The sequence below is a fragment of the Enterobacter cloacae genome, assembly GCF_011078175.1.
Taxonomy (GTDB): Bacteria; Pseudomonadota; Gammaproteobacteria; order Enterobacterales; family Enterobacteriaceae; genus Enterobacter; species Enterobacter cloacae_Q.
The window spans coordinates 294621-318729 of sequence record NZ_JAALCJ010000002.1 but is presented as its reverse complement, the minus strand read 5'-3'; the positions used below and the strand labels follow the sequence as shown (position 1 = coordinate 318729).

Annotated in this window: 26 protein-coding genes; 11 read left to right on the top strand and 15 right to left on the bottom strand. The window is 53.5% G+C overall.

Going from position 1 to position 24109, the window contains the following annotated elements:
- Positions 1-52 precede the first annotated feature (52 nt).
- Positions 53-1252 (bottom strand): S-methyl-5-thioribose kinase, encoded by a 1200-nt coding sequence (gene mtnK / locus G6Q29_RS05730; protein WP_165464861.1) that lies wholly within the window; start codon positions 1250-1252, stop codon positions 53-55.
- Between the two features lie 102 nt (positions 1253-1354).
- Here mtnK and mtnA point away from each other — a divergent pair, with 102 nt between their 5' ends.
- Positions 1355-2371 (top strand): S-methyl-5-thioribose-1-phosphate isomerase, encoded by a 1017-nt coding sequence (gene mtnA / locus G6Q29_RS05725; RefSeq protein ID WP_165464860.1) that lies wholly within the window; start codon positions 1355-1357, stop codon positions 2369-2371.
- A 43-nt stretch (positions 2372-2414) separates the two neighbouring features.
- A complete protein-coding gene (locus G6Q29_RS05720) occupies positions 2415-2885 on the top strand; it encodes an SRPBCC family protein (protein ID WP_165464859.1) in 471 nt (156 codons plus the stop codon).
- A 489-nt stretch (positions 2886-3374) separates the two neighbouring features.
- Here the strand turns inward: G6Q29_RS05720 and G6Q29_RS05715 are convergent, their stop codons facing one another.
- From G6Q29_RS05715 to G6Q29_RS05705, 3 genes are read right to left on the bottom strand one after another with little or no spacing between them, the layout of a single operon-like run.
- Positions 3375-3917 (bottom strand): 1,2-dihydroxy-3-keto-5-methylthiopentene dioxygenase, encoded by a 543-nt coding sequence (locus G6Q29_RS05715; protein ID WP_165464858.1) that lies wholly within the window; start codon positions 3915-3917, stop codon positions 3375-3377.
- The gene (mtnC, locus tag G6Q29_RS05710; RefSeq protein ID WP_165464857.1) at positions 3914-4603 is read right to left on the bottom strand and encodes an acireductone synthase; all 690 of its coding nucleotides are present in this window, start codon (positions 4601-4603) and stop codon (positions 3914-3916) included. The genes G6Q29_RS05715 and mtnC overlap by 4 nt, the downstream gene beginning before the upstream one ends.
- Positions 4600-5214 (bottom strand): methylthioribulose 1-phosphate dehydratase, encoded by a 615-nt coding sequence (locus G6Q29_RS05705; RefSeq protein ID WP_165464856.1) that lies wholly within the window; start codon positions 5212-5214, stop codon positions 4600-4602. The genes mtnC and G6Q29_RS05705 overlap by 4 nt, the downstream gene beginning before the upstream one ends.
- Before the next feature lie 122 nt (positions 5215-5336).
- On the opposite strand from G6Q29_RS05705, the gene G6Q29_RS05700 reads away from it, so the two are divergent.
- Positions 5337-6497: a pyridoxal phosphate-dependent aminotransferase gene (locus G6Q29_RS05700; protein ID WP_165464855.1), complete on the top strand. Its 1161-nt coding sequence runs from the start codon at positions 5337-5339 to the stop codon at positions 6495-6497.
- On the opposite strand, the gene G6Q29_RS05695 is transcribed toward G6Q29_RS05700, so the two are convergent.
- The 3 genes from G6Q29_RS05695 to citR form a co-directional block, all read right to left on the bottom strand.
- Positions 6498-7124: a ParB N-terminal domain-containing protein gene (locus G6Q29_RS05695; protein ID WP_165464854.1), complete on the bottom strand. Its 627-nt coding sequence runs from the start codon at positions 7122-7124 to the stop codon at positions 6498-6500.
- Complete coding sequence (locus G6Q29_RS05690; RefSeq protein ID WP_165464853.1) at positions 7109-8332, bottom strand: phosphoadenosine phosphosulfate reductase; 1224 nt, start codon at positions 8330-8332, stop codon at positions 7109-7111. Before G6Q29_RS05690 ends, G6Q29_RS05695 begins: the two co-directional genes overlap by 16 nt.
- A 166-nt stretch (positions 8333-8498) precedes the next feature.
- A complete protein-coding gene (citR, locus tag G6Q29_RS05685) occupies positions 8499-9404 on the bottom strand; it encodes a DNA-binding transcriptional repressor CitR (protein WP_165464852.1) in 906 nt (301 codons plus the stop codon).
- Between the two features lie 627 nt (positions 9405-10031).
- Between citR and ahpC the strand changes: the two genes are divergently transcribed.
- Both ahpC and ahpF read left to right on the top strand, forming a co-directional pair.
- Positions 10032-10595, top strand: coding sequence for an alkyl hydroperoxide reductase subunit C (ahpC, locus tag G6Q29_RS05680; protein ID WP_165464851.1), 564 nt, complete (start codon positions 10032-10034; stop codon positions 10593-10595).
- Between the two features lie 241 nt (positions 10596-10836).
- Positions 10837-12402: an alkyl hydroperoxide reductase subunit F gene (gene ahpF, locus G6Q29_RS05675; RefSeq protein ID WP_165464850.1), complete on the top strand. Its 1566-nt coding sequence runs from the start codon at positions 10837-10839 to the stop codon at positions 12400-12402.
- A gap of 59 nt (positions 12403-12461) precedes the next feature.
- Here the strand turns inward: ahpF and uspG are convergent, their stop codons facing one another.
- The gene (gene uspG, locus G6Q29_RS05670) at positions 12462-12890 is read right to left on the bottom strand and encodes a universal stress protein UspG (protein WP_006809652.1); all 429 of its coding nucleotides are present in this window, start codon (positions 12888-12890) and stop codon (positions 12462-12464) included.
- A 181-nt stretch (positions 12891-13071) separates the two neighbouring features.
- Here uspG and G6Q29_RS05665 point away from each other — a divergent pair, with 181 nt between their 5' ends.
- On the top strand, positions 13072-14310 hold the full coding sequence (locus G6Q29_RS05665) for a zinc-dependent alcohol dehydrogenase (protein ID WP_015571156.1): 1239 nt from the start codon (positions 13072-13074) through the stop codon (positions 14308-14310).
- Between the two features lie 10 nt (positions 14311-14320).
- Here G6Q29_RS05665 and yldA read toward each other — a convergent pair whose 3' ends face one another.
- Together yldA and rnk are read right to left on the bottom strand one after the other, a co-directional pair.
- Positions 14321-14410, bottom strand: coding sequence for a small membrane protein YldA (yldA, locus tag G6Q29_RS21815; RefSeq protein WP_278186962.1), 90 nt, complete (start codon positions 14408-14410; stop codon positions 14321-14323).
- 137 nt (positions 14411-14547) lie between these two features.
- Entirely contained in the window at positions 14548-14958 is a 411-nt protein-coding gene (gene rnk, locus G6Q29_RS05660) for a nucleoside diphosphate kinase regulator (RefSeq protein WP_165464849.1), read from the bottom strand.
- Between the two features lie 262 nt (positions 14959-15220).
- Between rnk and G6Q29_RS05655 the strand changes: the two genes are divergently transcribed.
- A complete protein-coding gene (locus tag G6Q29_RS05655) occupies positions 15221-15841 on the top strand; it encodes a flavin reductase family protein (protein WP_165464848.1) in 621 nt (206 codons plus the stop codon).
- Between the two features lie 36 nt (positions 15842-15877).
- Here G6Q29_RS05655 and rna read toward each other — a convergent pair whose 3' ends face one another.
- Positions 15878-16687, bottom strand: coding sequence for a ribonuclease I (rna, locus tag G6Q29_RS05650; protein WP_165464847.1), 810 nt, complete (start codon positions 16685-16687; stop codon positions 15878-15880).
- 94 nt (positions 16688-16781) lie between these two features.
- Positions 16782-18149: an anaerobic C4-dicarboxylate transporter DcuC gene (gene dcuC, locus G6Q29_RS05645; RefSeq protein ID WP_165464846.1), complete on the bottom strand. Its 1368-nt coding sequence runs from the start codon at positions 18147-18149 to the stop codon at positions 16782-16784.
- 750 nt (positions 18150-18899) lie between these two features.
- Here dcuC and pagP point away from each other — a divergent pair.
- Positions 18900-19475, top strand: coding sequence for a lipid IV(A) palmitoyltransferase PagP (gene pagP / locus G6Q29_RS05640; RefSeq protein WP_165464845.1), 576 nt, complete (start codon positions 18900-18902; stop codon positions 19473-19475).
- Between the two features lie 190 nt (positions 19476-19665).
- Positions 19666-19875 (top strand): transcription antiterminator/RNA stability regulator CspE, encoded by a 210-nt coding sequence (gene cspE / locus G6Q29_RS05635; RefSeq protein ID WP_002439184.1) that lies wholly within the window; start codon positions 19666-19668, stop codon positions 19873-19875.
- Positions 19876-20094: 219 nt separating this feature from the next.
- Here cspE and crcB read toward each other — a convergent pair whose 3' ends face one another.
- Complete coding sequence (gene crcB / locus G6Q29_RS05630; protein ID WP_165464844.1) at positions 20095-20478, bottom strand: fluoride efflux transporter CrcB; 384 nt, start codon at positions 20476-20478, stop codon at positions 20095-20097.
- A gap of 67 nt (positions 20479-20545) precedes the next feature.
- Here crcB and G6Q29_RS05625 point away from each other — a divergent pair, with 67 nt between their 5' ends.
- Both G6Q29_RS05625 and tatE read left to right on the top strand, forming a co-directional pair.
- Positions 20546-21334, top strand: coding sequence for a deaminated glutathione amidase (locus tag G6Q29_RS05625; RefSeq protein WP_165464843.1), 789 nt, complete (start codon positions 20546-20548; stop codon positions 21332-21334).
- A gap of 125 nt (positions 21335-21459) precedes the next feature.
- Entirely contained in the window at positions 21460-21663 is a 204-nt protein-coding gene (tatE, locus tag G6Q29_RS05620; protein ID WP_165464842.1) for a twin-arginine translocase subunit TatE, read from the top strand.
- 79 nt (positions 21664-21742) lie between these two features.
- Here tatE and lipA read toward each other — a convergent pair whose 3' ends face one another.
- Positions 21743-22708 carry a lipoyl synthase gene (lipA, locus tag G6Q29_RS05615; RefSeq protein ID WP_006809637.1) on the bottom strand — a complete coding sequence of 322 codons (966 nt, stop codon included), beginning with the start codon at positions 22706-22708 and terminating at the stop codon, positions 21743-21745.
- A gap of 207 nt (positions 22709-22915) precedes the next feature.
- Positions 22916-23869 carry a YbeF family transcriptional regulator gene (locus tag G6Q29_RS05610; RefSeq protein WP_165464841.1) on the bottom strand — a complete coding sequence of 318 codons (954 nt, stop codon included), beginning with the start codon at positions 23867-23869 and terminating at the stop codon, positions 22916-22918.
- Between the last annotated feature and the right edge of the window lie 240 nt (positions 23870-24109).

Genomic DNA, 24109 nt, shown 5'->3' with positions numbered 1-24109 from the left:
GCGGTTTGACGCCCCTCACCCTAACCCTCTCCCCAAAGGGGAGAGGGGAAAATCAGCTGTACTGCCGCACCCGCGCCACCAGCTCTTCCGCGCTGTCGATGCGCTCGGCAATGACGATCAGCGCTTTACCGAGCGTAATCGCGTGGCGCAGGCACTCGTGACGCATGGCATCATCCCGAATGGTGTCGATATCCGCAACGTGGGAAAGCCCGACGCTGCGGCGAATCAGTTCGGTGCCGCAGAAACCAATGGCGTCATGCCAGACCTTTTTCAGGAACGCGGAGGCGTATCCCGGTGCGCCGAGCGCAGCGTCGCGCGTTTTTTCGTTCGCCAGCGCCTGGAAGCGCTCCGCGAAGGTATTCCACAGTTCCTGAATATCGGTCAGGCGCTGTTCGCGCGCGGCGGCGGCATCGCGAATGCCCAGATGCCCCGGCAGGCCGCAGAAATTGAGCAGCAGGTTGCCGATGGCGGTGCCCAGGTCAAAGCCAATCGGGCCGAAGTAGCCAAACTCGGCGTCGATGGCCTTCAGGCTGCCTTCCGCCACAAAAATGGAGCCGCTGTGGATATCCCCGTGCAGCAGGGCTTCAGCGTGTGAAAAGAAGCGGTGCTTCAGGGTGGCCACGGCAATTTTTAGCTGAGCGTCGTCGCGCAGGGCGGCGACGTCATTTTCCAGCTCGGCCGGGTAGCTGTTGCGCTCGTGGATCTGGTACGGATCGTTGAAGAACAGATCTTCGGTGATCTCGCACATCTCCGGGTTGATAAATTTCGCCACCTGCGCTTTTTTCGCGTGCGGGTGCAGGTAGAAATCGCTGGTGTGGAACAGGGTGTGCGCGAGGTATTCACCCAGCTGACGCGCCGCCTGCGGGTAGTAACGGTTGTTGATCAGCTCGCCGCGCCAGATGCGATGGCTGGAGAGATCTTCCATCACCATCACCGCCAGTTCCGGGTCAAAGTGGTGGATTTTCACGGTGTGCTGCGGGCTGTGCTGGTAATGTTCGACCAGGGTTTGTGCCTCCAGACGGGCGCGGTCCAGCGTCAGCGGCCAGGACTCGCCGACGCAGCGCACGTAGGGCAGCGCCTGCTTGACGATGACGCGGCTTGCGCCCTGGGCATCGAAAATTTTGAAGACCAGGTTGAGGTTGCCGTCGCCCACTTCCTGCGCCTCTACCAGCGAGGAAGGATCGTCGAGTCCGCCAAACTGCCTGGCATACTCCACGGCGTCCTGAGCGGTAAAGGTACGGTATTGCGACATGGCCTGCTCCTCAGTTTTGCTAATTAAGACATGTAGACGTCTATACATCTGGATTTCATCCTGACACAATGTGCTACAACAACGCAACAGGGAATTAACGACATGCAGACATTACAGACGACCAGCCTGCGGGTGGCGGATAATCAGCTCTTTATTCTCGACCAGCAGGCGCTTCCGCAGGAGAAACGCTGGCTGGAGGCCTCGACGGTCGAGGCGCTGGTCGGGCATATTCATTCCCTGCGGGTGCGCGGCGCGCCGCTGATTGGTCTCTCTGCAAGCCTGCTGCTTGCACTGCTGGCGGAAAGCGGCAAAAGCCGCGATGAGCTGGCCGTGGCGCTGGAAACCCTGCGCGCATCCCGCCCGACGGCGGTGAACCTGATGAACAACCTCGACCGCATGAAGCTGGCGCTCTGGCAGGAAGATTTCGTTTCTGCGCTGGTGGCCGAGGCGCTGCGCCTGATTGACGAAGACAAACGACTCTGTGACGCCATTGCCAGTGCGGGCAGCGCGCTGGTGAAGCCCGGCAGCCGTTTGCTGACCCACTGCAACACCGGCGGGCTGGCGACGGCGGGCGTCGGTACTGCGCTGGGGGTGATTGCTCGCGCGCATCAGGAAGGCAAGGTAAGCAACGTCTGGGTGGATGAAACCCGTCCGCTGTTGCAGGGCGGCAGGCTGACCGCGTGGGAACTCGGCGAGCTGGGCGTACCGTATCGGCTGATTACCGACTCCATGGCCGCCAGCCTGATGGCGAAAGGGCAGGTGGACGCCGTGTGGGTGGGCGCAGATCGTATCGCCGCCAACGGTGACGTGGCGAACAAGATCGGCACCTATTCCCTGGCGGTGCTGGCGAAGTTTCACGGCATTCCGTTCTACGTCGCCGCCCCGCAAACGACCCTCGACCCGGACTGCCCGAACGGTGACGCAATCCCGATTGAGCAGCGCACGGCCAGTGAAGTGACGGGCGTGGCGGGGAGCTTTGGCGCGGTGCAGTGGGCGCCGGAAAACGCGCAAGTCTACAACCCGGCGTTTGACGTCACCCCCGCCTCGCTGATTAGCGGCTGGGTGCTGGATACGGGCGTGGTCACGCCGAAAGAGGTGGCGGCAGGGAAATTTGCCTGAGTCCGGCTATCCTTGTAAGGGGTTCCCTTTAGAGGACATCATCGTGACGCTCGATCCCGAAACTGACTTAAAGCTGGAGCGCGTGGTGGATGCACCGCGCGACCTGCTGTGGCTCTGCTGGACCACGCCTGAGCACATCAAAAACTTCTTCATTCCAGCTCCCCATAAGGTGACCGAATGCGACCTCGACCTGCGCGTGGGCGGGAGGTTCAACACCGTGTTTGAGGTGGACGGGCAGCGGATGGATAACCGGGGCGTATTTCTTGAAATAGACCCGGGGAACAAGCTGGTCTTTACCGACGGTTATACCGAGGGCTGGAAGCCTGCCGAGAAGCCGTTTATGACGGCGATCCTGCTGTTGGAAGACGTTGGGGAGGGCAAAACCCGCTACACGGCGATTGCGCGTCACCCGACGAAGGAAATCCGCGAGCAGCATGAGCAGATGGGCTTCCACGAAGGGTGGGGGATTGTGCTGGATCAGCTGGTGGGGTATGTGAAAGGGCTGAACGTGTAGTGCGCGCGGGTGCCCTCACCCCAGCCCTCTCCCGAAGGGCTGAGGGATCCCCAGTAATTTGAAAGCAAAAGCGATAACGTTGCCTCAGAATAACTGAGGGCTTTCAGCGATGCCTCGGTCCGGCTGTAAATCGCTGAGGCGTTTGCCTTCCGGCCGGGGCGAGGCGCAGGGATGCGCCGAGAGGGCGGGCTTTACAGGGATGTTACCTCCGCCCGTCCCCGATAAGCCGGAAGGAATAAGCCGAGGGCACCGCGAAGCGGCGATTTACCGCCGGGAGCCCGGGTCGCCAGGGTGGTGGCGACTGAGCCACCCTGGCACGTTCACCGGTCATGTCGTTACAGAGTAGCAGGGAACATAAAGTGAACGGAATGACCACCGCAGCCGTATGTTCCCCTCACCCTAACCCTCTCCCCAAAGGGGCGAGGGGACTGTTCCGTGCAGACATTATTTTGTGAGGATCCCTGAGCCCACAGGGAGAGGGAGAAAAGCTCATGCCAGGCGTGGATACGCATCCGCAATCGCATCGCCCGTAAACTGCGCCACCCAGCCTTCCGGGTTATCGAAAATACGGATCGCCGTAAAGTTCGGCTCTGAGCCCATATCAAACCAGTGCGGTGTACCGGCGGGTACGGAGATCAGATCGTTTTTCTCGCACAGTACCTGATAGACCTCATCGCCAATGTGCAGGCAGAACAATCCCGCGCCTTCCACGAAAAAGCGCACTTCGTCTTCGCCGTGAGTATGTTCGTTCAGGAACTTCGCGCGCAGCGCCTCTTTCTGCGGATTGTCGGCGCGCAGGCTGATCACATCCCAGCTCTGGTAACCTTTCTCTGCCACCAGCTTGTCTATCGCATGCTGATAAGCTTCGATCACCGCCTCAGGGGCAGGATCCTGACCTAAATCGCGATCCGCAGCCCAGCGTTCAAACCGCACGCCTTTCGCGTTGAGCTGCCGGGCAATCTCGGCGGCGTCGGTGCTGTGCCACAGAGGCTTACTGGCGTCTTTGTCGGAATAAAGTGTCAATGCGCTCATGAAGGGATCTGCTCCGGATTAATCTCGTCAAACTGGTGGATCTGATGATGATGGCTTGCGCCGTCATCTTCACCGCGAATCAGTTGCAGGGTGCGAAAACCCGCCTGCTCAGCCGCGTCCAGCTCCTGATGAATATCCGACAGAAACAGGATTTGCGATGGGGCGATGCCCGTTTGCGCCGCAATATTTTGATAAGACTGCACCTCGCGCTTGGCGCCAATGTGGGTATCAAAATAGCCGCTGAACAGATGAGTAATATCACCTTCGTCGCTGTAGCCAAATAACAGTTTCTGCGCGGCGACGGAGCCAGAGGAATAAACATAGAGATCAATCCCTTGCGCCTTCCACTTTTCCAGCGCGGGCAGTACGTCAGGATAAAGGTGTCCGGTAAAGTCACCGTTCACGTAGCCGTCATGCCAGATAATTCCCTGAAGGGCTTTGAGCGCCGTGGATTTGCGGTCCTCATCCATAAAGGCAAACAGGGTGCCGATAAGCTCGCTGACGCTGGCGTGCGGGTTACCGATTTCATCACGCAGGTTGTCCAGAATGGATTTGACCGGCTCGGCGTACTGCTGCGCGGTCACGAAGGCCGCCAGCCGCTCACGCGCGTAGGGGAACAAAACGTCATGGACAAAACGGATATCGCTGGTGGTCCCTTCAATATCCGTCACAATCGCGCGAATCATACTCTCTCCAGTTGTCGTAAACGCATTTCGCATTCAAATAAGAATTCTAAACCTTCCAGATGACGGCGGGCTTCGGCCACGTCGCGTCCCCAGCAGGTTAAGCCATGACCGCGCAGAAGAAAACCATAATTAAGCGGGCGTTCCTGCGCGTAATGGGCGATGCGCGAGGCGAGGGCGTCAATGTCCTGGTCGTTATCAAACACCGGGATGGCCACCGTATCCCGGTGCGTGGTCTGCCCGGTAAGGGATTTTTGCATCTCGAAACCGGTGATCTTCAGCTCGGCTTCGTTGACCAGACGCGACAGCACCGTGGCATTGACGGTGTGAACATGCAGGACGGCGTTAGCCTCGGGAAACAGGCGATAGATGAGGGTATGCAGCCCGGTCTCTGCCGACGGTTTACGCCCGGATGGCGCGCGGCTGGTGGCGATTTCAACCTGTAAAAAATCGGCGGCAGTCAGGCTGCCTTTATCTTTTCCCGATTCGCTGAGCCAGCACAGGTGTTCATCCTGACGCACGGACATATTGCCGCCGGTAGCGGGCGCCCAGCCTTTAGCGCCAATCCAGCGGCAGGCCTCGACCAGGTGCGCGAGTTGCAGGTTGTCTGTCATTACCTTTTACCCTCTCGAACAGGAATAATCATATCGTTTAGACGTCTAAGCGTCTTGATTGCCAAAGACTAACATCGTGTTATAGTGTCAGCAACATAAGTATTCCAGGCAGGCACACTACAATGAGCAATAACCCGTTGATCCCGCAGAGTAAACTTCCAAATCTTGGCACGACGATTTTTACCCAGATGAGCGCTCTGGCGCAGCAGCACAACGCCATTAATCTCTCCCAAGGATTTCCGGATTTTGACGGCCCGCGCTATTTGCAGGAGCGTCTGGCATACCACGTGGCACAGGGAGCCAACCAGTATGCGCCGATGACCGGCGTGCAGGCGTTGCGTGAAGCCATTGCGGATAAAACGGCGGAGTTGTACGGCCATAAGCCCGATGCGAACAGCGACATTACGGTGACGGCAGGGGCGACCGAAGCGCTGTATGCGGCGATCACCGCCCTGGTGCGTACGGGCGATGAAGTTATTTGTTTTGAACCCAGCTACGATAGCTACGCCCCGGCGATTGTGCTGGCCGGCGGCGTGGTGAAACGCGTGGCGCTCCAGCCGCCGCATTTTCGACCGAACTGGCAGGCGTTTTCCGCGTTGCTGAGCGATAAAACCCGGCTGGTGATCCTGAATACGCCGCACAACCCATCGGCAACGGTGTGGCAGAAGAGCGATTTTACCGCTCTGTGGCAGGCCATCGCCGACCGTGAAATCTATGTTCTGAGCGATGAGGTGTATGAGCACATCTGCTTCACAAAAGAGGGGCATGCCAGCGTGCTGGCGCATCCGCAGCTTCGCGAGCGCGCAATTGCGGTATCATCATTTGGGAAAACCTACCATATGACCGGCTGGAAGGTAGGGTACTGCGTGGCGCCCGCCGCCATCAGTGCTGAACTGCGTAAAGTGCACCAGTATCTGACGTTTGCGGTGAACACACCCGCTCAGCTGGCGCTGGCGGATATGCTGCGCGCGGAACCCGGGCATTACCGCGAGCTGCCGCACTTCTATCGTGAACGTCGGGATCTGTTTGTGGCGGCGCTGAGCAAAAGCCGGCTGGAAATTTTGCCGTCTGAAGGAACCTATTTCCTGCTGGCCGACTACAGCGCGATTACCGATCTGGACGATGTGAGTTTCTGCCAGTGGCTGACGAAAGAGGTGGGCGTTGCGGCGATTCCGCTGTCAGTATTCTGCGCCGATCCCTTCCCGCATAAGCTGATCCGACTGTGTTTTGCGAAGCAGGAATCGACGCTGCTGGCAGCGGCAGAGCGCTTAAATAAACTCTGACTATTTTACCGTCCAGGCTTCTGAGAAACGACGGTCTGCGAAGAGCTCCAGCAGGCCGTTGATCTGCTTCAGCCGCAGGACTTCATCACTGTCCATACCTAACTCTTTGCCGATTTTCTCCTCGCTCCAGCCCATCAGCGCCAGTTCACGCACAATCTCCGCCATGGCGTTGATCTGGTGGCGGCCACGCGCGCGGTTATGGCGAATGGTCGCGGCCATGCGGTCGAACTTTGCCTGACGCTCAGTGCGCAGGCAGGTGATGGGAAGATAACCTTTAAGCTGGCGCTTCAGAACAGCCCGATGGCTGCCAATATCGTGTCGGTGAAAACCATCCACAATTTCGTAGTGCTGCGGCGCGTTTTCCGTCACAACGATAGGCTGCGTGAATCCATCCAGTTCCAGTGACGTGGTAAGCAACCGTTTTTCCGGTGGCGCAACGTTATTAGGATTGTAATCATTGGCCGTGATCTCGTCCTGCTTTACCCATAATACGCAGTCTACTGGCTGATCGCGGAAAGGGCTGATGTAATGTAATGCCAGACGAAAAGCATTTATGGCGTTAATTTGCTCGTCTTCAGAAAGTGCCTGAAGATAAGCTTCCATTTCTTTGATTATCCGTTGTTGCATAAAATTCCCCATTCCTTACGTTTCGCTTTCACCCTTTCGTTGTAGCGTTGATAGTGTTTAGGCTTATTTGGGCTAAACGAGAGTGCCCGACACCAATAGTCATTGTTGAGTAAAACCTTACAAATACGTCGCCAGGAGGGGATATCTTTTGCGCCAATGTCACCCTCCTGCGTATCGGGAATATCGTCCATGCCTCGCTTGTGATACCAGTGAAGATAAATCGCGATTTTATTTCGGTAATGTTCTGCTGTATTTTGCGGCATGCTGTCGAGCAATAGCATCGCGTATTCGCGCCAGCTGAGGTGTTCGGGTTTCAGGATCTTCCTGTGGCCATAAAAATGGTTATCGTGTCCGGCATAAATCCCCCCACTGCGCACGCCGCTGGCACGTTCACACATGGCCGCCCAGCGTTCAGGCTCAATAACATGATAGAGCCACAGTCCCTGGCGCTGCTCCGGCCCGAAGGGTTCACAGATGCGCATATAACGCGGCGGTACCCCCGCCTTGTACATCAGATCGTATAGCGGGTTATAGCAGCATTTTGTTTTCGCGAACCATGTCCAGATATCGGCAGTTTTCCAGTCGTAGAGAGGGTAGATATACCAGGTGTGTCCGCCCGGTGCGACGGTCGTCCAGGGCTTATCGTCAGAGAAGCGCTGCTTACGTGCAGACGCGATAGCCAGGAAGCGGTTGTAGGATTCATCGGCACGAATGCCTATCATCATGGCCGCCGGTCGATTGAGGGAAAACCAGTCGGAGAAGCTGCGAACGAAGGTTTCGAAGGTCATTCCTGGCTGGTAAAACGGGAAAAAGGCAGGGTCGGTAATGGCATCCATGGGGGGCTGTCGCACCCACGGCGTGTCGGGCTCCCAGCATTGCCACTCTGGTTGAAACTGTGACAGCGAATTTTGAGTGGTAAGGGGGAGGGCCACCCACCAGAATCGGTCTATCACATCGCTGTAGAGTGAACGCATATGCGCGATATGGGCGATGGTATAGGTGAATTGCGCTTCCCAGTCTATAAACAGCACGTCAATTTTTCTTTTCATCTGCCGCGCTCGCAGCGCCGTAAGATGCAGCATGACGGTAGAATCTTTACCGCCTGAAAAGGAAACGCAAACCCGGGGTATATTCTCAAGCGTCCACGCTATTCGCTCCTCGGTTGCGTTGAGGACATTTTGGGGCAACGGTATTTTATAGATCGACATGATCATTCTCTTCCTGAGTAATAATTGCCTGACGGTGGCGTCAATACCAGAAAGGATACAACAGCGGAGATAAATTCAGGGAGGTAAATTGTATGATTTTTTAAATATAATTTTAATGAATGTTATCGGAAGAATTTCTGGCTACTCTTCAAGCAGCCAGTCATCTTTAGCTGCGGGGGGGGACAATTTCATCAATAAAATTTGAAAATGACGGGCTGCTCAGCGCCGAGCGGTTATAGATCATGTATATTTTGATGGCCGGGAATGTAAGGTTAGTCTCAATTTTGCGCAAATTTAATGCAGCGCCGTATTGTTCAAATGCCGGAACGGGCACCAGGCCAATAATATCGCTGGAGCTTATCATCGACAGCAATGAAATATAAGAGTCACTGCGAAAGACAATATTTCTTTCGGGAAGCAGTATCTCCGCATTTTCTTGATAATTTTTGACGCTTGTCTCATCGCTTAAAAAGGCGGTGAAATTTTCGCGCAGGAGTTCGTCAGGCGTCGCGTTCAGCCCAATACGCGGATGGTCCGTGTGGCAAACCAGCATAAGCTGCATCTCATAAAACAGGCTGCACGCGGTAGAACGACTATTCAACGGCGAGAAGGCGAAAACAAGATCGGCCTTGCGGTAGGCTAACAGATCTTCAGCTGAATCCGGCGCGAGAAAAACATCATGCAGTTCAATATGATAATTGTACTTGTCCATCAACAGTTTCATGGGGCCAAGCATTATTTTGGGCGTCATAAATTGTGGGCAGTAGATCACAAAACTTTTCTTAAGCCCACTTGAATGCATCATGTTAATGGTCTGTTCCAGATGGTTGAGATTCTGTTCCAGATGATGATGAAGATTGACGCTCACGGTGGTAGGTGTAATGCCTTTACCGGAACGAATGAACAAGGGATCGTTAAGCTGCCCGCGCAGGCGTTGCAGCGACTGACTTACGGCGGATGGCGTGATATATAGCGTCTCAGCCGCTTTACTGATGCTAAGATGCTGATAAATGCATTCAAATATGACTAAAAGATTAAGGTCAAATTTTTTAAGGTCGTAGAGATTTGCCATGATTCATCCTGATGATGCCGTGTTTGCTGAAGTTATCGTATCACTGATAACTATAGATTGAAGCCAGTCATTTACAATCCGTGTGACTAACTGACTTAATTAGTTTTTTAAGTCATCTTAATATATCACGGCGTCGGATTAATGAAATAGTTCTTCAAAGGAAGTTAAGATAATTTTATCTTTAGCAGTGCGTCATAAAGGGAAATATACAATTGACATTTATATTTCATAAGAGATATATAAATCAGGTTGATTTATTCGCAATAATATTCTTACATTATTCGATAAAACCTATCACAACCATAGGCAGGAATGCCGTCAGGGCGCATTGCCCTTCATCTTCACTGGTGTTGTAATCAATGCGCTGTTACAGCCTTGATACAAGGTAAGTAGAGCGCAACGCAACGCCAGTTTCGGCTGGCACTGAATGTACCCGCGGGGAATTCAGGTATCAGGGCCGCCCGTTGAGGCGGCCTTTTTACTTTTAGACTTCCCTGTAAAAGGTTCACCTTGCTGTCTTGTTGAAGTTGTAAGGTTTGGCTGATTGATTTGATAAAGCATACGCATTAGCCCCGATGAACAAAGTTGGTTACCTTACTTCTCAACGAAAACACGGAGGAAGTACAGATGTCTTTGATTAACACTAAAATTAAACCTTTCAAAAACCAGGCGTTCAAAAACGGTGAGTTCATTGAAGTTACCGAGAAAGATACCGAAGGCCGCTGGAGCGTGTTCTTCTTCTATCCGGCTGATTTCACCTTCGTTTGCCCGACCGAACTGGGCGACGTGGCAGACCACTATGAAGAACTGCAAAAGCTGGGCGTAGATGTTTACTCTGTTTCTACCGATACCCACTTCACCCACAAAGCGTGGCACAGCAGCTCTGAAACTATCGCGAAAATCAAATACGCGATGATCGGCGACCCGACTGGCGCCCTGACCCGTAACTTCGACAACATGCGTGAAGATGAAGGCCTGGCTGACCGTGCGACCTTCGTTGTTGACCCGCAGGGCATTATCCAGGCTATCGAAGTTACCGCTGAAGGTATCGGCCGTGATGCAGCTGACCTGCTGCGCAAAGTGAAAGCGGCTCAGTACGTTGCTTCTCACCCAGGCGAAGTGTGCCCGGCGAAATGGAAAGAAGGCGAAGCGACGCTGGCTCCATCTTTAGACCTGGTCGGCAAAATCTAAATTTCCGTCGTCTTTCACGCCATAGCTGCGTTGGCGTCGCCTGCTCACCCCGGTCACTTACTTTAGTAAGCTGCCGGGGATTCTCAGGCTAGCCGCCTTGCTCTGACGCGAAATACTTTGGAAATTGTTTCAGTCATGGGCGCGCCCGCGCCCATTTCATTCCAGCACCATGATGCAAGTTGCATTCAGGCAGCCCGTATAAGGCGGCTTGCATGATGACGTTTTAAGAGAGGGAAGAATAATGCTCGACGCTAACATGAAAACCCAGCTCAAGGCCTACCTTGAGAAACTGACCAAACCTGTTGAGCTGATTGCCACGCTGGACGACAGCGCGAAATCGGCAGAAATCAAAGCGCTGTTGACAGAGATTGCTGAGCTGTCGCCGAAAGTGACCTTTAAAGAAGACAACACGCTGGCAGTCCGTAAGCCTTCTTTCCTGATTGCTAACCCGGGGTCTGACCAGGGGCCGCGCTTCGCGGGCTCTCCGCTGGGGCATGAATTTACCTCCCTGGTGCTGGCGCTGCTGTGGACCGGTGGCCATCCGTCAAAAGAAGCGCAGGCGCTGCTGGAGCAGATCCGCGATATCGACGGTGATTTTGAGTTTGAAACCTATTATTCACTCTCCTGCCACAACTGCCCGGACGTGGTGCAGGCGCTGAACCTGATGTCAGTCCTCAACCCACGCATTAAGCACACGGCGATTGACGGCGGTACGTTCCAGAACGAAATCACCGAGCGCAACGTGATGGGCGTTCCGGCGGTTTACCTGAACGGCCAGGAGTTTGGCCAGGGCCGTATGACGCTGACCGAAATCGTCGCCAAAGTGGATACCGGCGCAGAAAAACGTGCGGCGGAAGAGTTGAACCAACGCGATGCGTACGATGTGCTGATTGTCGGCTCCGGCCCTGCGGGCGCGGCAGCGGCGGTCTACTCCGCACGTAAAGGGATCCGTACCGGTCTGATGGGCGAGCGTTTCGGTGGTCAGGTTCTGGATACCGTTGACATTGAAAACTACATTTCCGTGCCGAAAACCGAAGGCCAGAAGCTGGCCGGGGCGCTGAAAGCGCACGTCAGCGATTATGACGTGGATGTTATTGACAGCCAGAGCGCCAGTAGACTGGTTCCTGCGGCGGTGGAAGGTGGCTTACACCAGATTGAAACGGCGTCCGGCGCGGTGCTGAAGGCGCGCAGTGTGATCATTGCCACCGGTGCGAAATGGCGAAACATGAACGTTCCGGGTGAAGATCAGTATCGCACCAAAGGCGTAACCTATTGCCCGCACTGTGACGGCCCGCTGTTCAAAGGCAAACGCGTGGCGGTGATCGGCGGCGGTAACTCCGGCGTGGAAGCGGCTATCGATCTGGCGGGGATTGTTGAACACGTTACCCTGCTGGAGTTCGCCCCGGAGATGAAAGCGGACCAGGTGTTGCAGGATAAAGTGCGTAGCCTGAATAACGTCGACATTGTGCTTAATGCCCAGACGACAGAAGTGAAAGGCGACGGCAGCAAAGTGACTGGTCTTGAATACCGTGACCGCGTGAGTGGCGATATCCACAGCGTTCAGCTTTCAGGGATCTTTGTGCAGATTGGCCTGCTGCCAAACACCACCTGGCTGGAAGGCGCGATTGAGCGCAACCGCATGGGTGAAATCATCATCGATGCGAAATGCGAAACCAGCGTGAAGGGCGTATTTGCAGCGGGCGACTGTACCACCGTACCGTACAAGCAGATCATCATCGCCACGGGCGAAGGTGCGAAAGCGTCGCTGAGTTCATTTGATTATCTGATTCGCACCAAAACCGCATAATAAAAGAAAGTAAGACGACATCTGCAATGTAAGAGGCCACCAACCGGTGGCCTCTTTTTTTATCTGACGACCATCACCGGAATGTGGGTGTGGCGGATCACGCTGGATGCGTTCGACCCCAGCAGGTGAGTGGTGATGGAAGGATTGCGTGAACCGATCACGACCACGTCTGCATTTAACTCCCCCGCCAGCTCATTTACGGCGTCGCGCACGCTACCGAACCGGACGTGGGTTTTGATGCGGGAAGGATCGATGCTGAAATGGCCGACCATGGTTTGCAGGCGGGTCTCGGCTTCGTGCTGCAAATGCTCTTCAAAACGACGCACGTCGGCGGCAAAGCGGTGCAGGCTCAGGCTGGCCGAGCCAGGCAAAACGTGTAAAAGATGAATAACTCCGTCCTGCTGCGCGAGAAATTCCGCGTGACGTACAGCCTTATCACTCAGTTCCATTTCGAAAACATCAACCGGCATAATGATTGTTTGATACATAACCGTTTCTCCTTGTTTATAAACGCTGAAATCATTCAACCACAAAATATAAATGGTTTCTGTAATCCCGACAGCACTTTTTTATCTCGCCAGGATAAATCTCAAAACAGCCGGATTCCGCGGCAGATCCCGAGAGGTAGCTACCCTTTTATAAGCTTACCCACACCCTTTCGGAGGTTGCATGAAAGCTCTCACCTATCACGGTCCACATCATGTTCGGGTCGATAATGTGCCCGACCCGGGCATCGAACAGCCTGACGATATCATCCTGCGCGTAACCGCCACGGCGATTTGTGGCTCTGATTTACATCTTTATCGCGGAAAAATTCCTAAGGTCCAGCACGGCGATATCTTTGGTCATGAATTTATGGGCGAAGTGGTGGAGTGCGGGAGCGAGGTGAAAAACGTGCAGAAGGGCGACCGGGTGGTGATCCCGTTTGTGATTGCCTGCGGTGACTGCTTCTTTTGCCAGATGCAACAGTACGCGGCCTGCGAAAACACGAACCGCGGGCAGGGCGCGGCGCTGAACAAAAAGCAAATTCCCGCCCCTGCCGCGCTGTTTGGCTACAGCCATCTTTACGGCGGCGTGCCGGGCGGACAGGCGGAGTATGTGCGCGTCCCGAAAGGCAACGTGGGACCGTTTAAAGTGCCTCAGCTGCTGTCTGACGACAAAGCGCTTTTCCTGTCTGATATTCTGCCTACCGCCTGGCAGGCGGCGAAAAATGCGCAGATTCAGAAAGGCTCCAGCGTCGCCGTATTCGGGGCCGGGCCGGTGGGGTTACTGACCATTGCCTGCGCGCGGCTTCTCGGCGCAGAGCAGATTTTTGTGGTTGACCATCATCCCTATCGACTGCGGTTTGCCCAGGAGCGCTACGGCGCGATCCCGATTAACTTTGATGATGATAACGACGCGGCGGAGAAAATCATTGAGCAAACGGCCGGGCAGCGCGGGGTAGATGCGGTTATTGATGCGGTTGGGTTTGAGGCCAAAGGCAGCACGACGGAAACGATCCTCAGTAACCTGAAAATTGAGGGCAGCAGCGGAAAGGCGCTGCGTCAGTGTATTGCGGCAGTGCGACGCGGTGGCGTGGTCAGCGTGCCGGGCGTGTATGCCGGTTTTATTCACGGCTTCCTGTTTGGCGATGCCTTCGATAAGGGGCTGAGCTTTAAGATGGGCCAGACGCACGTCCATGCCTGGCTGGGAGAGCTGCTGCCGCTTATCGAAAAGGGGCTGCTTACTCCTGAAGATATTGTGACCCATTATCTTCCGCTGGCTGATGCGGAGCGCGCCTATAAGATTTTCGAAAAACGGGAGGAGGAGTGCCGCAAGGTGATCCTGGTGCCTGGCGCAGACACCCCGGAGGCAGCGCAACAAAAAGTGAAGGGATTGGTCAATGCCTTCCCCGGCGGGGTTGTGTGAGGTCTCTCACTCACCGATGGCGCTCAAGGTACAGTACCGCCACGACGAGGATCGCCAGGGTGATGAGAAAAAACAGTGTGATAGCAAGTATCTCACCCATGACCGTCCCCACGGCAGCAAAACAGAGTAAGCGTGGGTTACGCGGTTTTTGTCTGGTATAACACAATCGGGTGATTTTGCGGAAAGAGGATGCAGGAGCATCCTCTGTGCAAAGCGGGGTCGCTTGTTCAGAAGGGATTAACGCAGGTAATCGCCAGCGGCTTCGGGCTGGTAGAGCAGCTCCAGCACTTCAAGATGGGCTGAGGCGCCACCCGGGATTTCCCAGTGGATAGTATCGCCCGTGCGCAGCCCCAGCAGTGCGGCACCCACAGGAGCCAGCACTGACAGTTGCGTGCTGCTGTCGGTCATCTGCGCCGGATAGACCAGCGTACGGGTGAGCTCCTCCCCGGTGGTCAGGTTGCGGAACTTCACCTGGCTGTTCATGGTGACCACATCATGCGGCATGGTCTCAGGCGTACACATCTGCGCCCGGTCTAGCTCTTCGTTCAGCGCATCGGCTACCGGCAGCGAGGCGAATTCGGGTTTCTCCAACAGGCGGTCAATACGTTCTGCGTCGAGTTCATTGATGATAATCGTAGGTCTGGACATTTTTACTCCATGTCGTTAATGCTGCGCGTAACGCAGAAACCAATCCAAAAGAAAACCCTCGCCGTCTGGCAGCGAGGGTTTAACTTAACTGATGATACTGTCTGAAACCCTAAGTTTGAAGTGATGAAGGTCACAATCATACGCCATATGAATTTTTGGCAATAAATCCGGCATCCCGATTCACGCTTAACGGAAATTTCGTTACGCTGGGAAAACTGAATTCGGGCAATGCGCGTTGCAGCCCCACCGTAGAGAGAGCGATATGTACTTTTACCAACCTTCTCAGGGGCACGGCCTGCCGCACGACCCGCTGAATGCCATTATCGGTCCGCGTCCGATTGGCTGGATCTCATCCTGTGACAAAGCCGGTCAACTGAACCTGGCCCCGTACAGCTTCTTTAACTGCTTTAACTATCGCCCACCGATCATCGGTTTTTCCAGCAATGGCTGGAAGGATAGCGTGCAGAATATTACCGAAACGGGTGAGTTTGTCTGGAACCTCGCAACGCGCGATTTGGCAGAGGCGATGAATGAAACCTCCGCCACGCTCCCTCATGGCGAGGATGAATTTACCTTTGCTGGCCTGACGCCCGTAGCCAGCCAGCTTGTGAGCGCGCCGCGCGTGGCGGAAAGCCCGGTGAATTTCGAGTGTCGATTGTCACAGTGCATCCAGCTTACCGACGCGGAGGGGACGCCGATTGATACCTGGCTGGTGCTCGGCGAAGTTGTGGGCGTCCATATCGCCGAGAGTTTGCTGGACGAGGGGATTTACCAGACTGCGAAAGCGCAGCCCATTCTGCGTGCGGGTGGACCGACGGCCTACTACGCCATTAGCGACAGCCATCGGTTCGATCTGGTACGCCCGGATGCTCGCAGTGGCTAAGACGCTGAAGCCTTGCGGCATCAGCCCGGAAGGCCGTCAGTAACCGGCTTTATCAATGAAAAACTGTTTGCCACAGTTGCCCGGATGCGGTTGTGGCGCAAAGGAGGCGGCAGAGAGGGGATTGTTAATGGCGCTGGATTTCAGCGAGATCTGCATCTCTGTCAGATAAGCCGGATTGCCATGGCAGGTCAGTTTGAACGCTTTTACGCTCTGTTTCCCCCAGCTTTTTGCCACGGCTGCATCGAAGTCGCTACGTCGGACGGTTTTGCCATAGTTTTCCGCCAGGAATTCTCCGGCCTCGCTACTCTTTACCTCCTGGTTCATGCGCACCATGGTGCCGAAGTAAGCGTCGGGATCAAAACCAAAGCAGACACCGTGTTTAGCGTATTCATATCGTTCGAGGCAGGTGTTGCCGCCCGCGCCGGGCATCACGCTGTTCAACTTTGCGGCGCCCGAGAGCGATAGCCCGGTCTCGGCGGCGTCGCATTTGCGGCTGGCTTTTGCTTCCGGCATGTTCGGGACCGGACGGGTGGCACAGCCGAAACGCATCCAGCGACGTTCATCCACGCCGCGTGCGGCAATGGATTTTGGCAGGCCTGGCCATAAACCGTGGACGGTCAGAAAATCGGTTTTGTTGTTGCTCTCTTTTTGCAGTCGACACTCTTCTGGTTCGTTGCGATTACGTTCGACCATGCTCTGGCAAAATCCGGTTTGCCATGAGAGAGCCAGAACGTAGCGATCGAAATCACCATACTGGGTTGCCTTAAGAGGATCTGCCTGTATTGAGAAGACACAGAGTGCAAGCGCTGCTGCGCCAGACGGGATAACGATATCCTTTCTGAACATTTGCTTTCCTGATTGATTGGGCGCGATTAATTTCTGGGGGTTATTAAAACACAAAAAGCGCCCGCAGGCGCTTTTTGGAAAGCAGAAATTTGGCTTAGGCAGCGCCGGAAACCAGCACTTCGGTGGCGATAATAATGATGATCAGGCCAACCAGCACCGGCACTGACGTGCGTTTAACCACTTCAAACGGAGAGATTTTTGCCATCCCCGCAACTGCAACCACGACGCCCGATACCGGCGAGATGGTACGACCCAGGTTGGAGGCCTGAAGCATCGGTATGGACAGGTAAGCCGGGTTGATGCCGGAGGAGTGTGCCAGTTTCGGGATCATCTCAACAAAGGCGTAGAACGGTGCGTTACCTGAGCCGGTGGTCATCGCCGCCAGCATGGTCAGCACCACCAGCACCAGCATCAGGATAATGCTGGCCGAGCCGAACGAAGTGGCGATTGAGATCAGGCTCTGGATAAAGCCGATTGTGCTTAAGCCCTGAGCAAACACGCCAGCGGCAACTAACAGCATGACCACGCCCGCGAAGGCATCCGCCATACCGCGGAAGGCGACTTCCAGGCCGGTAAACACTTTCTGGGTATTAAAGCCACGAACAAACTCCAGGATGGCCGCCAGCAGCATACAGATCACAAGGATGGTGATGATGTGCAGCTGCGGACCCCATTTGCCGTCAAAAATAAGTACGCCAATAATTGGGGTGAAGGGCAGGATGGAATAAAACGCCGGGGCGGTTGTGGTAATTTCACTGATATCCATCATTTCGTGGCTGACGTTCTCTTTCTTATCGAGATAGCGCTGCCAGAAGAAATGCGCCACGCCCATACCGAGAATAGCGGCGATGGAGATCGGCAGTGTGGTTTTGAAGGCGAAGTCAATCAGGGACATTTCCGCTGCTTTTGCGGCCAGTACCACGTCACCGGAAGTAGGGGAAAGGATAATCGCCGCCGGAGAGGCGCAAATAGCCGCCGCAGCGCCACGGCTGATCCCGACGTTAACCATCACCGGGAACAGCGTGGCCATTAACAGTACGCCAAGACCTGTCGCTGAGGAAACGGCTAATGACATCAGACAAGCCAGGAAATAGGCCGCGACCATCAGCAGATAGGGGGAGTTGATATATTGCAGCGGCTTAGAGGCCAGCTTCACCACCATATCATTCGCGCCGATATGCGTCATATAAGCAGCAAAGCCGCAGAGCATCATGATCATCATGCCCAGGTCACCGCCGCGGCTCATCAGCAGAATTTTTATATATTCCACAATATCGGTAGCGGTATACCCGGTGCTGGCTTCGCTGGCGGGTAAAACCTGATGACCCATTAGCGCACTAATGATCAGCAGCGTCAGGCCCCCGACAAAAAGCACGCCAGTGGCTGAGTAACCTTTAATGATGTAGCGTGCTACACCGACAATGACCACGACTCCAATGAGGAGTTCGAGAAAAGTAAGCATGATTTCCCCTGTATCCTTGCTGCCCGAGAGCACAAATAATCAATAAAAAAGACGCCTGAAATGTGCCGAATAAATGGCCTGCTCTTGCTGATTAAAATCAAGAAAGAGACGACTAAAGGCAATGGTGACAATATTTTTGCTAACCCTGCGTCATTTATATTAGGTCGTTATTGACCTGATGAATAGATATTAAATGTCATTAAATTGATGGTGAAATGTTAAGGTTTTGAGCATGGCTTGCCATTTCACCCGCGTCAGCTGTTGTCGCGTCCCGCTCTACCGCATCTTATACCGTTCAGGCGCGCGGACACAGGCTACCCGAAGACCAGCGCTTCGGTGTTTGAGCCATTGATGGGCAAAACGTGTGACACAAAATGTGGTCATCTTACTGTTCTCCTGGAATGAGCACAGTTTGAAGAGATTATCTTTAGACGGTTAAAGAAAGTCCTGTTAAAAGTAGGGTTATTGGAGGGGTTGAATATATTTAGCCAGGGAAGAACTGTTGCCTTTGAGCGGGGGGCAGGGTTACCGCACCGCTATTGTCGATGTTAATTATTCCCGCACGCTAAAAATTGTTACATTAACGTTAAATATGTCTTCTGCATGTGCTTATTCCGGCATACCGGTTTCGGCTTCTCAGACTATTCTCAGAACCCGATTGTTAATTAGGAATAACACCGATGCTGTTAAGCGTTCATTCAAGTATTCTGTGTTAAGGTCTGCACCGAATACTAATATGGTAATAGCGTTGTGATTGAAAGAATTAAATTTTCCCTGATCTTATTGTTTATTATTGGGCAGTTATCGTTCACATCCGTTGTTAATGCAGAAGACAATACAGCGGATAAAGGCTGGTTCACCACCTTCACGGATAACGTCGCGCAAACCTGGAACGAACCCGAGCATTACGATATCTATATTCCGGCCATTACGTGGCATGCACGTTTTGCCTATGATAAAGAAAAAACAGACCGTTATAACGAGCGTCCGTGGGGGGCCGGTTTCGGTCAGTCTCGCTGGGATGAAAAAGGTAACTGGCATGGCCTGTACCTGATGGCGTTTAAGGACTCCTACAACAAATGGGAGCCCATTGGCGGCTACGGCTGGGAAAAAACCTGGCGTCCGTTATCAGATGATAATTTCCGTCTGGGGCTGGGGTATACGGCTGGGTTTACAGCGCGTGATAACTGGAAATACATTCCTGTTCCGGTGCTGTTGCCGCTTGCCTCTGTTGGTTATGGCCCGGCTACGTTTCAGATGACCTACATACCGGGTACCTATAACAACGGTAACGTTTACTTTGCATGGTTGCGGTTTCAGTTTTAACTGAATTTTGCAGGTTAATTGGCAAAAAAATGCACAGACATTGAAATGTAAAGGATAAAAATCGGACAGCGAAAATTAACGCGACTTTTGTCACTTTTTATCAAAGATCCGCTGGACAAAACGCCTCACAATTGTTGTACTGATACCCGACACAGCATTTGTGTCGTTTTTTAATATAAAGGTAATTTTGATGTCTAAGATTAAAGGTAACGTTAAGTGGTTTAATGAGTCCAAAGGATTCGGTTTCATTACTCCTGAAGATGGCAGCAAAGATGTGTTCGTACACTTCTCTGCAATCCAGTCTAATGGTTTCAAAACTCTGGCTGAAGGTCAGCGCGTAGAGTTCGAAATCACTAACGGTGCCAAAGGCCCTTCTGCTGCTAACGTAATCGCTCTGTAATTCAGACGCGTCAGCAAGAATTTCAAAACCCGCTCCATGAGCGGGTTTTTTTCATTTTGAATCAACCAATAAGATAGATCTTCAGAAAGCTGGCGACGATCGCGACGCTGAGCAATACCATGCCCGCCCCTAACAGATTTTCTTTCATGCTATCACCCCCGTTCAAGATTGAACCAAGAGTGACAGAGAAAAATTAAGCCAACATTAAGGCTACCGCGCTTACTGTCCGCTGGCAGAGGAAAATAACCAGAATGCGATCGCGGTCATCGCAAACGAGCCAAGCATGTTAACGGCAATGTTCGTCAGCGCCCAGCCCATCCGACCTTCCTGAAACAGAAACACCACCTCCGCAGAGAAAGTAGAAAACGTCGTTAAGCCGCCACAGAAACCGGTTGTAATCAGAACCTTCCACATAGGGTCGATATGGGTCATACGATTAAACCAGGCAAGCCCCATCCCAATAATAAACGCCCCTATCAGATTTGCCGCCAGTGTTCCCATCGGAATGGCCTGATGCAGCGGGTTAAACCGCATGCTTAAGAGCCACCGCGCAACGCTACCCGTGCCTCCACCAATAAAAACGGCTATAAGTAGTTGTAACACTGTCAGTACCTGCTATTTGCTGTGTAAGTACGTCGAGTGTAACGCTGTTTTTAACCCGGAGACAAATATGTATGTTGCAGTAGGGCAGTTCGCGGTGACGCCGGACTGGAGTGAAAACGCGGAAAAATGTGTCTCCCTGATGCACCAGGCGAAGCAAAAGGGGGCGGCGCTGTTAGTGCTTCCTGAAGCGTTACTGGCGCGCGATGACGCTGATCCAGACCTGTCGGTAAAGTCAGCGCAAACGCTGGAAGGGGGGTTCTTAAAACGACTCCTGGCTGAGAGCGTCGGTAGCACGCTCACCACCATATTGACTATTCATGTTCCCTCCACGCCGGGGCGCGCGGTAAACACGCTAGTGGCGATACGTGAAGGCGCGATTATTGCAAGTTACGCCAAACTTCATCTGTATGATGCGTTCAGCATTCAGGAGTCGCGACGGGTCGATCCGGGGAGTGTAATTCCGCCGCTGATTGAGGTGGAGGGTTTTAAAGTCGGCCTGATGACCTGCTACGATATTCGTTTTCCGGAGCTGGCGCTCAACCTGGCATTGCAGGGGGCAGAGGTGCTGGTTTTGCCCGCCGCGTGGGTTAAAGGACCGCTTAAGGAGCACCACTGGGCGACCCTGCTGGCAGCACGCGCGCTGGATACCACCTGCTATGTAGTGGCCGCGGGGGAATGTGGTAACAGGAATATCGGGCAGAGCAGGGTAGTCGATCCGCTGGGGGTTACGGTTGCGGCGGCGGCGGAGGCACCTGCGTTACTGCTGACAGAGATAATTACAGCGCGAATAGCGCTTGCACGCCAGCAATTACCTGTTCTGCGCAACCGCAGGTTTGCGCCACCGCAATTATTCTGATGTTTTTTTCAACAATGCTTGATTCACCTTGTTACAGATTGCTATTGTGTGCACGCGCCAAATGACCGTTAATACATTCAGGTTTTTTGGCGGAATGCAGCCTGTTTCATGTAAAGAAGGTATTTATGGGTGAGATTAGTATTACCAAACTGCTGGTGGTTGCCGCACTGGTCGTCCTGCTGTTCGGTACCAAGAAGTTACGCACGCTGGGGGGAGACCTGGGTGCTGCCATTAAGGGCTTTAAGAAAGCAATGAACGATGACGACGCGGCAGTGAAGAAAAGTGCCGAAGATGACATCACTGCACAAAAGCTTTCACACAAAGAGTAATGGCAATGCTGCAAGGCTTGCAAAAAAAACCGGCTCACGAGGCCGGTTTTTTGTTTTACTGTAAATAAATTTTACAGGTTTATTTCACTTCTTCGCCCTTCGCCTGCATATCGGCGTGATAAGAGGAGCGAACAAACGGACCGCACGCCGCATGGGTAAAGCCCATCGCCATCGCTTCAGCTTTCATTTCATCGAATTCATCCGGGCTCACGTAACGCTGTACAGGCAGGTGGTGACGGCTTGGCTGTAGGTACTGGCCCAGCGTCAGCATGGTGACGCCATGGCGGCGCAGATCGCGCATCACTTCAATGATCTCAGCGTTAGTTTCACCCAGGCCCACCATCAGGCCAGACTTGGTTGGGATATGCGGATGGGCTTCTTTAAAGCGCTCCAGCAGCTTCAGAGACCAGTTGTAGTCTGCACCGGGACGTACCTGACGGTAGATACGCGGAACGTTCTCCAGGTTGTGGTTGAACACGTCTGGTGGCGTTGCGGTCAGGATATCGAGCGCGCGATCCATACGGCCACGGAAGTCCGGCACCAGCGTCTCAATCTTAATGTTCGGGCTTTTTTCGCGGATGGCGGTAATACAGTCAGCGAAATGCTGAGCACCGCCATCGCGCAGATCGTCACGGTCAACGGAGGTAATAACAACATAACGCAGCGCCATATCGGCAATCGTCTGCGCCAGTTTTTGCGGTTCGTTAGCGTCAGGCGCAACAGGACGGCCATGGGCAACGTCACAGAACGGACAGCGGCGGGTGCAGATGGCACCCAGAATCATAAATGTCGCGGTACCGTGATTGAAACATTCAGCAAGGTTAGGGCAGGAGGCCTCTTCACAGACAGAGTGAAGGCCATTTTTACGCATCGCCGCTTTGATCCCCTGGATACGCGAAGAGTCGGCCGGAAGTTTAATTTTCATCCATTCCGGTTTTCTTAACAGCGCCTCGCGCTCTGTAGCCACGTTTTTAACCGGGATAAGGGCCATTTTATCGGCATCGCGGTATTTGACACCGCGTTCCATCACAATGGGTTTACTCATAGCGTGCGTGTTCCAGTTGCGAATATCGAAGGAAAGCGTTTCATTTCAAGGGAATGTTGTAATTATCAACTATTTTTGAACGAACGACAGGCAGTATATCATTTAAAGGGGCGAGAAAGCAGCCTGCCAGGTCGCCAATTTGTAAAATAGTTGTTGTTTTGTGCCTTTTGCCCCGCATGCGGCAGGGGCTTGTGCTGAAAGGCGGGATCAGAAAGCCTGGCGGATCACGTTAATGACATTATCCAGCACCGGATCGCGCAGGCTCAGCTTGTTGTAATGCAGTGAGATTTCAACAGATTCCGTAGAAAGTTGACTCAATGGTAGGCTCTGCAACGGCCAGCACTTTTGAAGCAGAGTGAAGAGACGTACAGGCATGATACAGAGCAAATCGCTGCTGCCAATCAGGGCCGCGAGGGTAAACATATTGTAACTACTGAAGCTGATCGGACGGTCCGGGAAAAGCGCGTCAATACGCTGTCGCAGCGGATCCGGACCCTGCCCCTCGGACATAAAGGTTGCATGTTCGTAATGACGCAAATTTTCTGGGGTCAAAGGTGCGCCCAACGCAGGGTGATTCTGACGGCACACGAGCGCCAGAGAGTCGGAATAGAGAACGTTATGTCCCAATGCTCTGGCCGTAAAGCTGCTGCTGTCAATGATCAGGTCTGTCTGGAATTGCGCCAGCTGAGTTTCCGGATCGTTGACGGGCACGTTGCGGATCAGCAGCTGTGGCGCATGCTGCTTCACAGCCTGGTAGATAGCCGGCATGACCAGTACGCCCACAGAGGGAGAGGTGCCTATAGTGATGGTTCGTTGCTTATCGTAACTGCCGGTGAGATCCAGAGCGCCCAGAATCGATTCCAGACCCTGGCTGATGTACTCATGCAGATGGGTGGCGTACGCGGTTGGGGTTACGCCCTGGCCTTTGCGAATAAATAACGGATCGGGAAATATAGCGCGCAACTTTTGAATTGACTGGCTAATTGCAGAGGGCGTGAGATTAAGAATTTTCGCAGCATTAACGATCCCTTTGTGGACATATACCGCCTCAAAAATAGTCAATAAATTGAGATCAATATTACGTAAAGTCCGGAAAATTTGCGGCTTATCTTCGCCGCTGGTTTCATTCAGGCGTTTGGCTGGTAAATTAGTAGGCTCCACGCTCTTACTCCGTATCCATTCACAATATGAATGATAGTTGAATTTATTTATTATGCTTGCAGAGATTCGTAAAGTGTTTCGTAAGTTTCCATTATTTATCGAAAACAAGCAGTTGGGTGATTGTCACGCACGTTACATGATACCCGCGATGGTACTATTAAGGTTCTAATTAATATGGGACGCTAATATATGGGCGACTCGAAAATATAGAATATGCGGTTTATTGTAAAGCGCAAATGC